This is a genomic window from uncultured Granulicatella sp. (genome assembly GCF_963515095.1).
Classification (GTDB): Bacteria; Bacillota; Bacilli; order Lactobacillales; family Aerococcaceae; genus Granulicatella.
In genome coordinates this window covers 21,357-36,058 of record NZ_CAUPXD010000005.1, presented here as the reverse complement: position 1 = coordinate 36,058, position 14,702 = coordinate 21,357, and the positions used below count along the sequence as shown (strand labels likewise).

The following is a 14,702-nucleotide window of genomic DNA, read 5'->3' as shown; positions in this document are numbered from 1 at the left end:
AGACTTTTCCTCGTAGCTTACGATATGTTCTGCTACTGAAGAAAAGTCTTTTTAAACTCTTACTCATTCATCCATTGGCTTTGATAAAGATGTTGGTAAAACCCTTGCCTTGCAATCAGTTCTTCATGTGTTCCTTGTTCTATCACTTGTCCATCTTTCAACACTAATATTTTATCTGCATTTTGAATTGTTGAAAGTCTATGAGCCACAATGAAACTTGTTTTCCCTTCCATTAATGTTTGGAAAGCTTGTTGAATTTTCAACTCTGTTCTTGTATCAATAGAAGAAGTTGCTTCATCAAGAATGAGCATCGATGGCTGGCTTAGCATGACTCTAGCAATGGACAAGAGTTGTCGCTGTCCTTGTGAGAGATCTTCTCCTTGTCGTTGAAGAGGTGTTTCTAATCCTTGTGGTAGCTTTTCAATCATTTTATCTAATTGACATTGCATTAATACTTGTTGAATTTCTTCATCGGTTGCATTGGGATTTCCTAATAATAAATTTTCTCGAATAGTCCCCGATTGCAACCAAGTTTCTTGTAACACCATTCCGAATAATTGTCTCAGTTGCTGTCTGCTCATGTCTTTTATTGAAATACCATCAATGGTAATATTCCCTTTATTAACTTCATAAAATCGCATTAATAAGTTAATAAGTGTACTCTTACCACTCCCAGTTGGTCCTACAATCGCAATTTTTTCTCCAGGTTTCACTTCTAAAGAAAAATCCTTAATCAGTGATTGGTCTTTTTGGTAAGAAAATGACACCTGTTCAAATAGAACTTCCCCTTTAATCATTTCTGGTAAATTGATTTCTTTTCCTTCTTCAGATTCCATAGGCTCTTCCATCAATTCAAATACACGGCTTGCACAAGCGATTGAATTTTGAAACTCAGTCATCACACCTGAAATTTCATTAAAAGGTTTTGTATACTGATTCGCATACGTTAAAAATGCTGCCAATTGCCCAATACTTAATTGAGAATTCAATACAAAAAATGCTCCCACTAATCCTACTACTGTATACACTAAGCTATTTATAAAACGAGTTGCTGGATTCGTAATCGAAGAATAAAAAATAGCTTTTAAGGAACGGTCTGCTAACTTTTCGTTCATCTCATCAAAAGTATCTAACACATTTTCTTCTTGACTATAAGCTTGAACAACTTTTATCCCAGAAATCGTTTCATGAGTAAAGGCTGTTTGTTCAGCTCTTAATGTTGATTGCTCATGAAATAAATGAAATATTTTTTTAGCAATAAAAGAAGCAACAACAAATGAAATGGGCGTTAAAATAAGGACAACGATTGTCATTGTTAGTTGAATACTAAACATCCATAATAATGTACTGATAATCGTTAAGATTCCTGTAAATAATTGAGAAAATCCTAGTAATAGTCCATCTGCTATTTGTTCTGTATCCGAAATAACAATACTTTGAAGAGAACCGTGTGCTTTTATATCTAAATAACTCAGAGGCATTTTAGTTAAATGAGTAAAGACATCATCTCTCAATGATTTCACCATACCATAAGCAATATGATTATGACATAAACTCATCACATATTGACTCACCATACTGATTATTGCTAGCACAAAAATCCATAATAAGCCATTTGTCACAATAGAAAATTGTACTTCTCCAACTCCTATCATCGCATCAATGGTTTGACCGATTACTTTTGGAATCCATACACTAGATAACACACTAATCATTGCTAAAAAGAGAGAAAATAGTAAGAGAACACTATAGTTTTTTAAATAAGGAAATAATTTTTTATACACTTCCCTTTTTTCATGCTTCATGAGACTGTTCCTCCTTTTGAAATTGTGAGGCAGTTATTTCTTGGTAAATCGCATTTGTTTCTAGTAACTCTTCATGCGTTCCAATTCCTACGATTTTTCCTTTGTCCATCACAATAATTTGATGAGCTTGCATCACTGAAGCCGCTCTTTGAGAGACAATGATTGTTGTTGGTTTAAATGGAGCTTTTGCAATAGCTTTTCTTAATGCTGCATCTGTTGCATAATCTAAAGCTGAAAAACTATCATCTAATATTAAAATATCTGGCTTTCTAACGATGGCTCGCGCAATCGTTAAACGTTGTTTTTGTCCACCAGATAGATTTCTTCCTTCTTGTTCCAATATATACTCTAATTGATTTGGTTTTTGTTCAACCATTTCTTTTGCTTGGGCTATTTCTAATGCTTCATATAATTCTTGAGTGGTAGCTTCTGCATTTCCCCATCTTAAATTTTCAGCAATTGTTCCTCTAAATAAAACTGCCTTTTGTGGAACAATCCCTATTTTCTGTCTTAATTCTTCTGTTGGAATAGTTTCTAGGGGTTGCCCATTTATACGAATCTTTCCACTTGTTGGTCGATAAAATTTAGGAATCAATGAAATCAATGAAGTTTTCCCACTTCCTGTTCCACCAATAATGCCTAAAGTTTCCCCCTTTTTTAGAGAGAAAGTTAAGTTTTCTAATACTTCATGACTATCTCCTTCATATTTCAGAGAAACATTTTCAAATGAAAGTACAATATCTGTCTCTTCTGTTGAAGATAATCTGTCCATCTCTTCTGCAAACTCATCAGGTTGTTCAATCGTCAATATTACTTCAATTCTCTTAGCACTAGCAACGGAACGTGTTACTTGAACGGTTAAATTTGCTAATTTAATGAGCTCTAATAATATTTGAGACATATAATTTACTAACGCAATAACTTGTCCCTTTGTTAAGATTCCTGTATCAATTTGTACCGCTCCTAATTGTAATAACACAATAATAGCAATATTAACGATAATCATCGTCATTGGATTCGTTAAACTGGATAAATGACTGACGAATTTTTGCTGATTCACTAATGCATCTGTCTCCGTTTGAAAAGTATTTTGTTCTATTTCCACTCGATTAAAAGCCCGAAGAACTCTCACCCCTGTTAAATTCTCCATTGTTTTTTGAGTGATACGATCCATTCCTTCTTGTACTTTTGTAAATAAAGGAATCGTCTTTAATAAAATCGTATAAATAATAATTGCTAACACAGGAATCGTCACAACAAATACCCAAGCTGCTTGTACATTTACAATAAACGCCATAATCATTGCTCCTAAAACTACAAAAGGTGAGCGAAGTAATAAGCGTAAAAATAAATTCCAACCGGTTTGAACTTGTTGAATATCACTTGTCATTTTTGTAATCAGTGCATCCGTTCCAAGTTGATCGATAGTTGAAAAATCTAATGTTGTAATTTTTTCTAATAAAGCATACCGTAATTTCTTAGCAAAACCAGTCGCTGATTTAGCAGCAAAGTATTGTGCAGTAATCGAAACAACTAAACCAATCACCGCAAGAAGAATTAACAATCCACACATCATTAAAATATAGGACGGACGATTTTGAGCAATACCAATATCCATTAATTGCACCATCACTAGGGGTACAAATAATTCAAAACTAGCTTCTAACAATTTAAATAAAGGTGCTAGCAAACTTTCTTTTTTATAATAACTAGCATATTTCCATAATGTTTTCAAAACCTTACTCCTTAAATTGAAATTTCTCAATTAAATTGTAACAAAGTAAATAAAAAATGCAAACATATGAAAAAAACTTTCCGAAACGAATGTTTCGAAAAGTTTTTAAACATACACGTAATCACCGTAGCACGAGTGCTACAACAGAAAAGTCATACTCTCATACGCCCTCTCATTACACCACGCCAAAAGTAGAAAATGACTTTTCGCCGTAGCACGAGTACTAGAAGCCAAACCGGCTTCTAGTACAGGGAATTTCGAGACTTTGGCTCGAAATTTAGCAATGAGACTCGCGAATGCGAGGCTGCTTGCGTCCTAGTGCTACCACAGAAAAGTCATTTTCTACGTAATTCTTTTTCTTCAATTAACTCCGCAATTTGTACTGCATTACTTGCTGCACCTTTACGAATATTATCTCCCACACACCAAATATGGAAACTATTTGGTTGAGAAATATCACGACGAATTCTTCCAACGAACACTTCATCATGACCAGTTGCCATTAAAGGTGTAGGATATTCATTATTAGCAGGATTATCCACTACTACAACCCCAGGAGCTTTCGATAAAATTTCACGAATTTCTTCTGGAGTAGTATCTTTTTCAAAAGTAACATTAATCTCTACTGAATGTGAATTCATAACAGGCACACGCACACAAGTTGCAGTAATGGCCACTGATTCATCTAACCCTAAAATTTTACGAGTTTCTTGAATCATTTTCATTTCTTCTTTTGTATAACCATTTTCTAAGAATACATCAATATGTGGTAATACATTATTATAAATTGGATGAGGATAATTTGTTGGAGCTAATCCTTTTTCTCCATTCACTAAATCATTAATCCCCGCTTGCCCTGAACCAGATACTGCTTGATAAGTTGTATAAGCGACTCTCTTCAACCCAAACGCTTCATGTAGTGGTTTTAATGGCACTACAGATTGGATTGTAGAACAGTTTGGGTTGGCGATAATTTTTCTTTCTAAAGTAGGTGCATTACACTCTGGAACTACTAAGTCAATCTCAGGATCCATTCTCCATGCACTTGAATTATCAATAACAATCACGCCATCTTTTTCTGCGATTGGAGCAAATTTTAATGAAGTTCCTCCACCAGCTGAGAAAATCGCATAATCAATATCACGTTTAAAAGAATTCTCTGTTAATTCTTCTACAACATAATCTTTTCCTCTAAATTGTAATACTTTTCCTGCTGAACGAGCAGAAGCTAATAAGTATAAATGATCAACAGGAAGATTACTTTCTGCTAATCTTTCAATCATTTTTGTACCTACAACACCTGTTGCACCTACAATTGCAATATTTACCATAATGAATCTCCTCTTTACTATAAGTCTATGTGATGAAAATTATATCGAATGTTTCAAAAAATGTAAAGAATTTGTCCTTTTAACGAACACATTTGTAGCTATTTACAATACACTTCTGTATGAATGCTTCATCCTTACAAACATTCAATGCAATCGAAATCCAATGCTTTTTATTCATATGATATGCTTCAAACACTCCCTCTTCTTGAAGGAGAATTTCCTTTTCTTCTGGAGGAATCTTCACATTTAAAGTCAGTGCTATTTCATCACTTGTAATTCCTAATTTACTAAATGGAATTTCCATCATTAATGCATACCATTTTCCGTTTTCTTTCACATTGTATACTGTAGCTGCTGATTTCTTAAAGGGCATTGCTGAATAAGGAGTTATATGTTCCAATATCCAACGATTCCATTGTTCTTTCAACGCTACTAACGATGTATCTACTGAATAGCACCATTGAAATACCATCTCTTCCGCTTCTTGCCTTAATTGCTGTGCAATTTTACTATTGGTAGTTGTCACATCAAATAAAGAATATCGTTCATGAGATTCATCACGTACAATCATTTCTAAGCCTTTTTCGACCGAAGCACTCACGATATAAAAATAAAATCCGTCTATTTTGCTAGGAATTGTTTTCCCTTCATATTCTTTTAAATCAGAAGTTAATGTCCATTTCATTTCTTTATCCTTATTCCTATAATTTATATTGTACTCGAAGTTCTAATATCATATCTCGAAGTTGTGCTGCTTTTTCAAAGTTCAAGTCTTTAGCTGCAGCACGCATTTCTAATTCCATCACTTCAATAGCTTCTCTTCTTTGTTGAGCCGTCATTTGTTTGAAATCAGTCTTAGATGTTTCTTCTTTTTCAACTGCATGAGTAATCGCAATTAAATCACGAATATTTTTATGAATTGTTTTTGGAGTGATTCCATGTTCTTTATTATAAGCTTCTTGAATACTTCTACGACGATTGGTTTCATCAATGGCATATTTCATAGAATCTGTAATCTTATCAGCATACATAATCACTCGTCCATTCGCATTTCTTGCGGCACGTCCAATTGTTTGAACTAAGGAACGTTCACTTCTTAAAAATCCTTCCTTATCCGCATCTAAAATGGCAACAAGGGATACTTCCGGCACGTCCAATCCTTCTCTTAATAAGTTAATGCCGACTAATACATCAAATTCACCTAGACGTAAATTTCGAATAATTTCTGTTCTTTCTAATGTTTTAATATCACTATGAAGATATTTCACACGAATGCCTACTTCTTTTAAGTAATCGGTTAAATCTTCTGACATTTTCTTCGTTAATGTTGTAATAAATACTCGTTCATTCTTTTCAATTCGGTCATGAATTTCACGGATTAAGTCATCAATTTGTCCATTAATAGGTCGAACTTCAATTAATGGATCCAGTAATCCTGTTGGTCGGATAATTTGTTCTGTAACGGTTGGAGTATGAGCCATTTCATAAGGTCCTGGAGTTGCAGAAACATAAATCATTTGTGGAATTCTTTCTTCAAATTCTTCAAATCGTAATGGGCGATTATCTAAAGCACTCGGTAATCGGAATCCATATTGAATTAACTGTTCTTTACGAGCTCGGTCTCCATTAAACATTGCTCTAATTTGTGACATAGTAATATGAGACTCGTCAACAACATATAATGCATCTTCTGGGAAGAAGTCTAATAAGGTATACGGAGCTTCACCTGGTTTTCTTCCATCCATATGTCTTGAATAATTTTCAATTCCATTACAATAGCCCATTTCTAGTAACATCTCAATATCATAATTCGTTCGTTGTTCTAATCGTTGCGCTTCTAATAATTGGTTATTTTCTCTTAATTCTTCTAAACGTTCTTTCAATTCTGCTTTAATCGTAGAAACTGCCCGACTAATTTCATCTTCATTCGATACAAAGTGAGCGGCTGGGAAAATAGGTACATGTTCTACGGTAGCTTTCACTTCTCCTGTTAAAACATCAATTTCTTTTAAAGCTTCAATTTCATCACCGAAAAATTCCACACGAATGGCAGAAGAATCGTGACCTGGAGGAAAAATATCTACAATGTCTCCTCTTACTCGAAAACTACCTCTTCGAAAATCAATATCATTTCGCTCAAATTGCATTTCTACTAATCGAGTAAGTAACTGATTCCGTTCAACTTCCATTCCTTCTCGTAAAGATAGAACATGCTCTCTATAATTTTCAGGATTTACTAATCCATAAATACATGAAACAGAGGCCACTACAATAACATCTCTTCTTTCAAGCAAAGCACTTGTAGCAGAATGGCGTAATTTATCAATTTCATCATTAACGCTAGATTCTTTTTCAATATACGTATCACTGGAAGGTACATAGGCTTCAGGTTGATAGTAATCGTAGTAAGATACAAAATATTCTACAGCATTATTCGGGAAGAATTCTTTTAATTCTCCATACAACTGCCCCGCTAATGTTTTGTTGTGAGCTAACACTAAAGTAGGCTTATTCACTTCTTTAATCACATTAGCAATCGTAAAAGTTTTACCCGTTCCAGTTGCTCCTAATAAGGTTTGTTCATGTTTTCCTTCTAAAATTCCAGAGACTAATTCTTTAATCGCTTGTGGTTGATCTCCCTGCGGTTGATAGGGAGAATGTAGTTCAAAATGATCCATTCGTCCACTCCTTTTTCCATATTCCTAAATAGTATATCACGCTCGAAGTGGAAAACAAATCAGAGTAGCTTATCTATCATTCATATTATCGTTCTATCGGAAGCTCCACTTGAAAATATTCCAGTAGACGTTTCATCGTATCTTGTCCATCATAACAAGTATCGATTAAATAATTGGGATTATTTAAAAATTCTTTTAATCCTCGGAAGTAGTAAAATTTCTTTTTATCCTCGATAATAAAAGGAATCAATTGATGTTTCAGACATTCTTTAAAAGCAATTAGTCGTCCTACACGACCATTTCCATCTTGAAATGGATGGATTTTTTCAAATTGAAAGTGAAATTCTACAATGTCTTCAAAGGTAATCTGTTTTTTCTCTTGATACATTATTAATAACTGTTGCATATCATTTGCTACATTGCTAGGAGATGAAGTTTCCATTCCGCCTACAATATTGGGACGTGCTTTGTACTCTCCAACATTGAACCAAGAAAGTGTTTCATCTTTCGTTCTGCTTTTCAATAAATAGTGTAATTGTTTAATCATTTCTTCTGTTAACTCTTCTTCTGCAATCTCAATACAGTAATCTATTGCTCGAAAGTGATTTACTGTTTCAATAATGTCATCTACACTGACAGCCTCGTGACTAAACAGAGTATTTGTTTCAAATATATGCCTCGTTTGCTCTTCGTTTAAACGACTTCCCTCAATATGATTCGAGTTATAAGTCATCCGTATTTGTAGCTCATGATAAATTCCTCCAGAAATCCCAACATCCTTCTCTTCCCTTAACTGTCTAAGAATTGGATTATTAGGAACAACAGTATAAAGAGCTTCTTCTGCACAATCAAAAAAGTCACAAAATTTACGAATCACTCTAGGAGAAAGTTTTTCTCCTTTTGAAATTTTGGCAAGTGTTCGTGAAGAAATATGAAGAATTTTTGTTAACTCTGATTTATTTAATTGCTTTTGCTTTAATAATTGTAGTAAGCCATTATATTGATACATATTTCACCTCTAATTTCTTTACTTATTATTTCAAAAAATATTTAAAAAGTAAAGATTTTACAAGCGATAGCTTCAACCTTTTTTACATTTATACAATAAATGTCACATGAAAACGTACTATTTCATCGCAAGACTTGCATTTTTATAAGGACTTTTGTATAATAATTCCTGTTGGAGACAACTGATCAGTGATTATATAAATGTAAGAAAGAGGGGTGAACCCATTGCCAAATATCGCATCACAAATCAAACGTGTTCGTACAAACAAAAAGTCAACACTAGCAAACAACTCACAAACTTCTGCTATGCGTACTGCTATCAAAAAATTTGAAGCTGCAGTAGCTGAAGGTGCTGAAAATGCTGAAGAATTATTACGTGCTGCTCACAAAGCAATCGACGGAGCTGCTTCTAAAGGATTAATCCACAAAAACAAAGCTTCTCGTGATAAATCACGTCTTGCTTCAAAATTAAGCAAATAATAAAAAGCCTGAGAAATCATTCTCGGGCCTTTTTTTGTACTTTTTATTTTCATTTCAACCTACTGATGCACTCTTTTGACAAAACTTCAAAATAAATGTTTCTAATTGTAACTCTTTCATTCCAAGTCCTGTTTTCAAAGCATACTCTGTTTCTACTAATAATCGATACGCTGCTTCTAATAAAGCAATCGAAAATTTTCTAGATTGTCCTAGAGCGAGTTTTACACGGTATGGATGGATCCCTAATACCTTTTGCATTTCAGGTTCGTGATAGCCTTCTTTTTGTAAGTAGCTCACTTGTAGTAATAAGCGAAATTGCCCTAATAAAATGGCGTTCATTTTAATCGGGTCTTCTTTTTGTAATAATAAATCTCGATAAATTTCAATCGCCACTTTACTATCTTTTCGAAGGACAGCTTCTCCTAGTTCAAAAATATTTTGTTCTAAACTTTTTGGTACTAATGCTGCCACTAAGTCACTATCAATAACTTTCGTATCCATAGCAGATAAGATTAACTTATCAATTTCTCTCATCGCATCTGTTAGAGAATAGTGTAATTTTTCTAAAAAGAACTGTAGAACTGAAGTTTCCATCGAAACGTCTTGTTCTTGTAATTTACTTTGAACCATCACTCTTACATCTTTTTCTTCTAATGAAGAAGCATCTAATAAGACTGCTACTTTTTTTAATTGCTTCACGATTTTTTTACGAGAGTCTAACTTTTCATATGGTGCAAAAAATACAACAACAGAAGAGTCTAAGGGATTTTCTAAATAAAACTGTAATCTTTCAAGTTGATGATCGATTTTTGCTTTTTCTTTTTCACCTGTTAAAAAATATGGTTTATCAATCATCACTAAACGTCTATCTCCGAAAAACGGAACAGATTCTGCATCTTCAATAGCTGTTTGGACAGAAATTTCTTCCATATTAAATCGAGCAATATTTAATTCTTGATCTTCAGGAGCCACTACGGATTCTAAAAATACTTGCCTTGCCCAATTTTGTAAATAATCTTCTTTTCCTTGAACTATATAAATGGGCGACAATTTCCCCGATTTAATTTCTTCTATTTTCTTTTGAAATTCCATTCATGACTCCCCTTTCTCTTAGTCTAGTGTATCGTGAAGTGTTCTTTTTGTCCATGGTTTCACTCGTCTTTATGACTTTTTATCGTATGGAATTTTCGTACGCCTTTTTCTTGCATCATATGAACTGCTCCATCTTCTTGTGAAATCCATATATGTGAAACTTGTTGTTCTAACTGATCTAAGAAGCGTGAACTAATATGCGATTGAACCTTCCCATTTCCTTTTTCTAAAATTAAACTTTTCGTTTGTATTTGTGTAAATCCATTTATTTTTGCTATCCCTTCTGCGTTTTTCTTTGAAGAAATCACAAAATCAGCTTTATCGGGTAAAGTTTTCATCTTATCTTCCACTATAAGTATTCGTTCGCCTTGGATTGTAAAAATAGAATTTTGAACTTCTTTCTTACTTTTATTTGCTTGAATCAATCCCCATTTCACACCAGAAAGCAACTCCATTTCTCCTATTTCATGACTTTGTACTGAAATGTCCCATTTACTATCCTCTCTTTTTTCGGATGGATTTTTAGAAACCACTACCTCACTTACTGAAAAATCTTGGATCAACTCTTTCAAATCATCACTATCTTCCACATTAGCATTAGTTAACACAATGGAATCCAACTGAGAAATTCCCTCTACTAAAACATTATTCGCAACGGTTTTTGAAAAAGATGGCTTACGAATGGTATTCCCCTTCGAATCCGTGAATGAATTTCCTCCTCTCAATATTAATGTGGCATGATTGAATCCTTTTGGAATATACAATACTGAAACTTGTGTCCCAGTACTTAAAAAGATGATTTGCTCATGTAGATGATAAGGAATGTTGAGAGCGATAAGGCAAGAACCTATTGCAAGCACAACACTCGAACAAGGACGAAACCAAGATTTTTCATAACAAACAAGAGCTCCATAAAGAGTAATCCAATACAATATCCAAGCCATTGTTGACCATGTTCCAAATGTAAATCGTAAAAATAAAAATTGCTCACAAAAAGTAAAAATGTGATTCAATCCTTTTAATAATGCATCTAAAAAGAAAACTATACCGTTAGAAATCCACACCCACTCTATTACGACTGCTAAAGCATAAAGCAAAATTCCTGGAATAAGAATACTTTCAAATAACAACACCACTAAACCAGCTAATAACACACTTAACAGATTCCACGTAAAAAAATAGTGACAAATCAATGGTAAGGCAATCATAGGCGTCAAAAAAGCAATCCAAATCGTTTTCTTCCATTTCTCTTGAATATTATGTTCAGCAAAATAACTCGTCAATAATAAAATTGCCGTTAATCCGTAACTTAGTTGAAAAGCTACATTTTCAATAATACTTGTTCGATAAAACAGTGATAGCAAAAATATGATTCCCAAACAATCCTCTGTTGTCAGTTTCCAATGAAACTTTTTAGACATTTGCGCTAAAATATACATTAAAATCGCTCGTGTACCACTAATATTCCAATGAATAAAGTAACCATAAATGACTAATCCAACGATGATGATAGTAACACTAGTTTCTCGAGTTATTTTCCATTTCCATAATACTTTTTCAAGCAGATGAATAAATAATGTAATATGAAGTCCTGAAATGGCTAAAACATGCATGATTCCAAGTCTCTTATAATGCCCTATCACTGTTACATCTGCATCTTTCATTTTTCCGAACAGTAATAATAATGCATATGTACGGACAAAACTTTCTGGCTGTTTATCAATTTTCAAATAAAATTTTCTACGCCAATTTTGAAATAGTGAGATCCATGAAGGTTTATTTGCCATTTGTTTAAACCCTTTGACCTCAAACACACGAAGAATCCCAATACTACGATAATAACTTGGTGCATTAAAATCCCCTCTATTTTTAGGTTCATTCACAGGCTTACTCTTCCCTATTACAGATAAAGTGAGATTCGCCTCCTCTTCTTCAAATAAAGCTCTCTCTTTTTCAGAATGCATTTTATATTGGAATAACACTTGATGGTTAGAAGACGTCAACTCTAATTCAGCAATTCCCGTTACAAAGTCTCCATTGATTTTCAAATCATCTCGGTTTAATCTTATAATCCCAGTTAACTCCCCTTCGGGAACAACTGTAGGATGATAGACTTGATAAGAACGTAATCCAATAGAAATGAGTAAAATTAATACCCAGAACATCTGTTGTTTACTTCTAAAATGAAGAATGAACGTCCATATTCCTATCAAAACATAAATTCCTTTTAAAAAAAGTGAAGATTCAGAGAAAATTAAACCTCCCAATATTATTTCTAAGACCGTTACCCAAATCCACTTCTTCATTGGAAAGTCACTTGGCTTTCAATCGCTTCTAATGCTTTCTTTCCAATTCCTTTCACTTGTAATAAGTCTTCTTTTGTACGAAAGGCTCCATGTTCTTTTCGATATTGTAAAATGGCTTCTGCTTTTTTCTTTCCAATTCCCTTTATCGTTTGTAATTCTTCCAAAGTTGCTGTATTAATATTGACCGTTCCTTTTTTTGAATTAGATGGAGTCGAATTAGACGAGTTTCCTTTTTCAGAATTTCCCTCTGTCACTCCTCCTTCTTGTTTAGAATATACATTAGGGACAATCAGTTGCATTTGATCGGTAATTTTTTGTGCTAAATTAATTTTTGTTTCATCTGCCTCTTCTGTAAAACCTCCAGCCTTCTTTATCACTTCTTGTATGCGACTCTCACAAGAAAACTCATACACTCCAGGCCGAAGAACTTCCCCTTTAATATCTACATAACAATTTTGTGGTATCATCGTAGTTGTTTCTTCCACTCTTGTTGTATTCACAGCATTCGTTACCATTACTTTTTCTTTCGTAGGTGAAGCCATCATTCCTCTTCCTACAAGAATAATAACGATAACTGCTAATACACCACCAATAATTGACAGAATCTTTTTATATTCCATCAATAAACACTTCACTTGCATAAAAAAATAAAACATCATTTTTCCCTCCTCTAACTATAGATACGAAAAAAATGACGTTTTGTATTTTATTTTTCTAAAATTTTTACTGCATCTTCAAATTTTTTTACAGGATACACTTGAATATTGGATTTTATCTTTTCAGCGGTTCGTTTAGCTTCTTCATAATTCGATAAAATGTCAGGATTTTTTTCTCTCATTTCATCCGTAATTTCGTCATCTGGTGCTAGGAAAATAGTTGCTCCTGCACGAACAGCTGCCACTAATTTCTTATCTACTCCACCGATTCGTCCAACTTCTCCTTTTTCATTCATTGTACCAGTACCAGCCACAATTCGACCTTGTTTTAAATTTTTATCCGTTAATTGGTTATAAATTTCTAATGTAAACATCAGACCTGCCGATGGACCACTAACCCCATGTGAATCAAAATCTACTTTAGGAGATTCATGAAGTTTTGAATGCGTCACTAATTGAATCCCTAACATTGGTTTTCCTGTGTCAGGATTTTCTACCAAGACTCCTATTTTTTCAATCATTTCTTGATTACGATTTATTTCAATCGTGACAGGATCACCAATCTTTTTAGAACTAATGGCTTGAATCATTTCTTGCGCGGATGAAAATGAAACTCCATCTACTTTTGTCACAATATCTCCTACTTGAATCTTCTCTTTAAAATCAGATTCAGGAACAACTGTCATCACATATACACCTAAAAATTCTTCTTCAACAGTTTTTCCAGCTGCCTTATACGCTACTGAAATGGCTGCATTTCTAGCTTGTTGCATATAATATTCCTGAATTTTATTGTACTCCTTACTAGAAGTTGTACCATACACTTTTTCCTTTGGAATCATCTCAACATGAGGTAGCAATGTTTGAAGTGCTAATAAAGGGGTTGCTTGTTGGGACAATACCGTCATTACACGAAAAGACCCTTCCTTCTTCTCATTAACTCCTTCAATTGTAATAAAATCCTCTACTTTTTCAGCACTCCCTGGCATTTCTAATACATAAGGTAAAGGATAAAATGCAATGATTCCTAAAACTAATAAACTAACGAACGATATAACAATCGTTCGTAAAGAAATTTTTTTCATACTTCCTCACTTCTTTCTTGAAGCGTCATTTGTTGACACTCTTGTCCAGCATATCTTTTTTCCAAAATTTCTGATACAGACTCTGGAACTAAAGACTCAAATTCTCCGCCAAATTTTGCTAATTCTTTTACCATTGTTGAACTGACATATTCATAGGCTGGCTCACTTATGAGTAAGACAGTTTCAATATTCTCGTCTAATCGATGATTATGATACGCTAATGTCTTTTCTAATTCTAAATCTTGACTATTACGAATCCCTCTTAAAAGAACAGTTGCTCCTAATTGTTTCGCCGCTTCAACCGTTAAGCCCCCATCTTGTACGACAACTCGAACATTTTTCCAGTTTGACACAGCTTTTTGAACTGTTTGAACTCTCTCTTCTTTTGTTAAAGTATACTGTTTTTGATGATTATGAGAAATTAACACAATCACTTCATCAAATAATACTGTCGCACGTTGGATTAAATGAAGATGACCCTTTGTAATGGGATCAAAACTTCCTGCATAAATTGCTTTTACCATAC

Annotated in this window: 12 protein-coding genes; 1 reads left to right on the top strand and 11 read right to left on the bottom strand. The window is 33.7% G+C overall.

Annotated features, from left to right (window positions below):
* Nucleotides 1-59: 59 nt before the first annotated feature.
* From RWL86_RS02345 to RWL86_RS02320, 6 genes are all read right to left on the bottom strand, one after another.
* On the bottom strand, nt 60-1,805 hold the full coding sequence (locus tag RWL86_RS02345) for an ABC transporter ATP-binding protein (RefSeq protein ID WP_314076991.1): 1,746 nt from the start codon (nt 1,803-1,805) through the stop codon (nt 60-62).
* Entirely contained in the window at nt 1,795-3,540 is a 1,746-nt protein-coding gene (locus RWL86_RS02340) for an ABC transporter ATP-binding protein (RefSeq protein WP_314076990.1), read from the bottom strand. Before RWL86_RS02340 ends, RWL86_RS02345 begins: the two co-directional genes overlap by 11 nt.
* Before the next feature lie 335 nt (nt 3,541-3,875).
* Nucleotides 3,876-4,871, bottom strand: coding sequence for an aspartate-semialdehyde dehydrogenase (locus RWL86_RS02335; RefSeq protein ID WP_314076989.1), 996 nt, complete (start codon nt 4,869-4,871; stop codon nt 3,876-3,878).
* 79 nt (nt 4,872-4,950) lie between these two features.
* The gene (locus tag RWL86_RS02330) at nt 4,951-5,556 is read right to left on the bottom strand and encodes an MmcQ/YjbR family DNA-binding protein (RefSeq protein WP_314076988.1); all 606 of its coding nucleotides are present in this window, start codon (nt 5,554-5,556) and stop codon (nt 4,951-4,953) included.
* Between the two features lie 16 nt (nt 5,557-5,572).
* The gene (gene uvrB / locus RWL86_RS02325; RefSeq protein WP_314076987.1) at nt 5,573-7,549 is read right to left on the bottom strand and encodes an excinuclease ABC subunit UvrB; all 1,977 of its coding nucleotides are present in this window, start codon (nt 7,547-7,549) and stop codon (nt 5,573-5,575) included.
* Nucleotides 7,550-7,634: 85 nt separating this feature from the next.
* Entirely contained in the window at nt 7,635-8,558 is a 924-nt protein-coding gene (locus tag RWL86_RS02320; protein WP_314076986.1) for a Fic family protein, read from the bottom strand.
* A gap of 224 nt (nt 8,559-8,782) precedes the next feature.
* Here RWL86_RS02320 and rpsT point away from each other — a divergent pair, with 224 nt between their 5' ends.
* Nucleotides 8,783-9,037, top strand: a complete 255-nt coding sequence (gene rpsT / locus RWL86_RS02315; protein WP_006703518.1) for a 30S ribosomal protein S20 — start codon at nt 8,783-8,785, stop codon at nt 9,035-9,037.
* Nucleotides 9,038-9,091: 54 nt separating this feature from the next.
* Here rpsT and holA read toward each other — a convergent pair whose 3' ends face one another.
* From holA to coaD, 5 genes are read right to left on the bottom strand one after another with little or no spacing between them, the layout of a single operon-like run.
* Nucleotides 9,092-10,129, bottom strand: coding sequence for a DNA polymerase III subunit delta (holA, locus tag RWL86_RS02310; protein ID WP_314076985.1), 1,038 nt, complete (start codon nt 10,127-10,129; stop codon nt 9,092-9,094).
* A 59-nt stretch (nt 10,130-10,188) separates the two neighbouring features.
* Nucleotides 10,189-12,435 (bottom strand): ComEC/Rec2 family competence protein, encoded by a 2,247-nt coding sequence (locus RWL86_RS02305; RefSeq protein WP_314076984.1) that lies wholly within the window; start codon nt 12,433-12,435, stop codon nt 10,189-10,191.
* A complete protein-coding gene (locus RWL86_RS02300) occupies nt 12,432-13,094 on the bottom strand; it encodes a helix-hairpin-helix domain-containing protein (RefSeq protein WP_314076983.1) in 663 nt (220 codons plus the stop codon). Before RWL86_RS02300 ends, RWL86_RS02305 begins: the two co-directional genes overlap by 4 nt.
* 47 nt (nt 13,095-13,141) lie before the next feature.
* Nucleotides 13,142-14,176: a SepM family pheromone-processing serine protease gene (locus RWL86_RS02295; RefSeq protein WP_314076982.1), complete on the bottom strand. Its 1,035-nt coding sequence runs from the start codon at nt 14,174-14,176 to the stop codon at nt 13,142-13,144.
* Nucleotides 14,173-14,700 (bottom strand): pantetheine-phosphate adenylyltransferase, encoded by a 528-nt coding sequence (gene coaD, locus RWL86_RS02290; protein WP_314076981.1) that lies wholly within the window; start codon nt 14,698-14,700, stop codon nt 14,173-14,175. The genes RWL86_RS02295 and coaD overlap by 4 nt, the downstream gene beginning before the upstream one ends.
* Nucleotides 14,701-14,702: the final 2 nt, after the last annotated feature.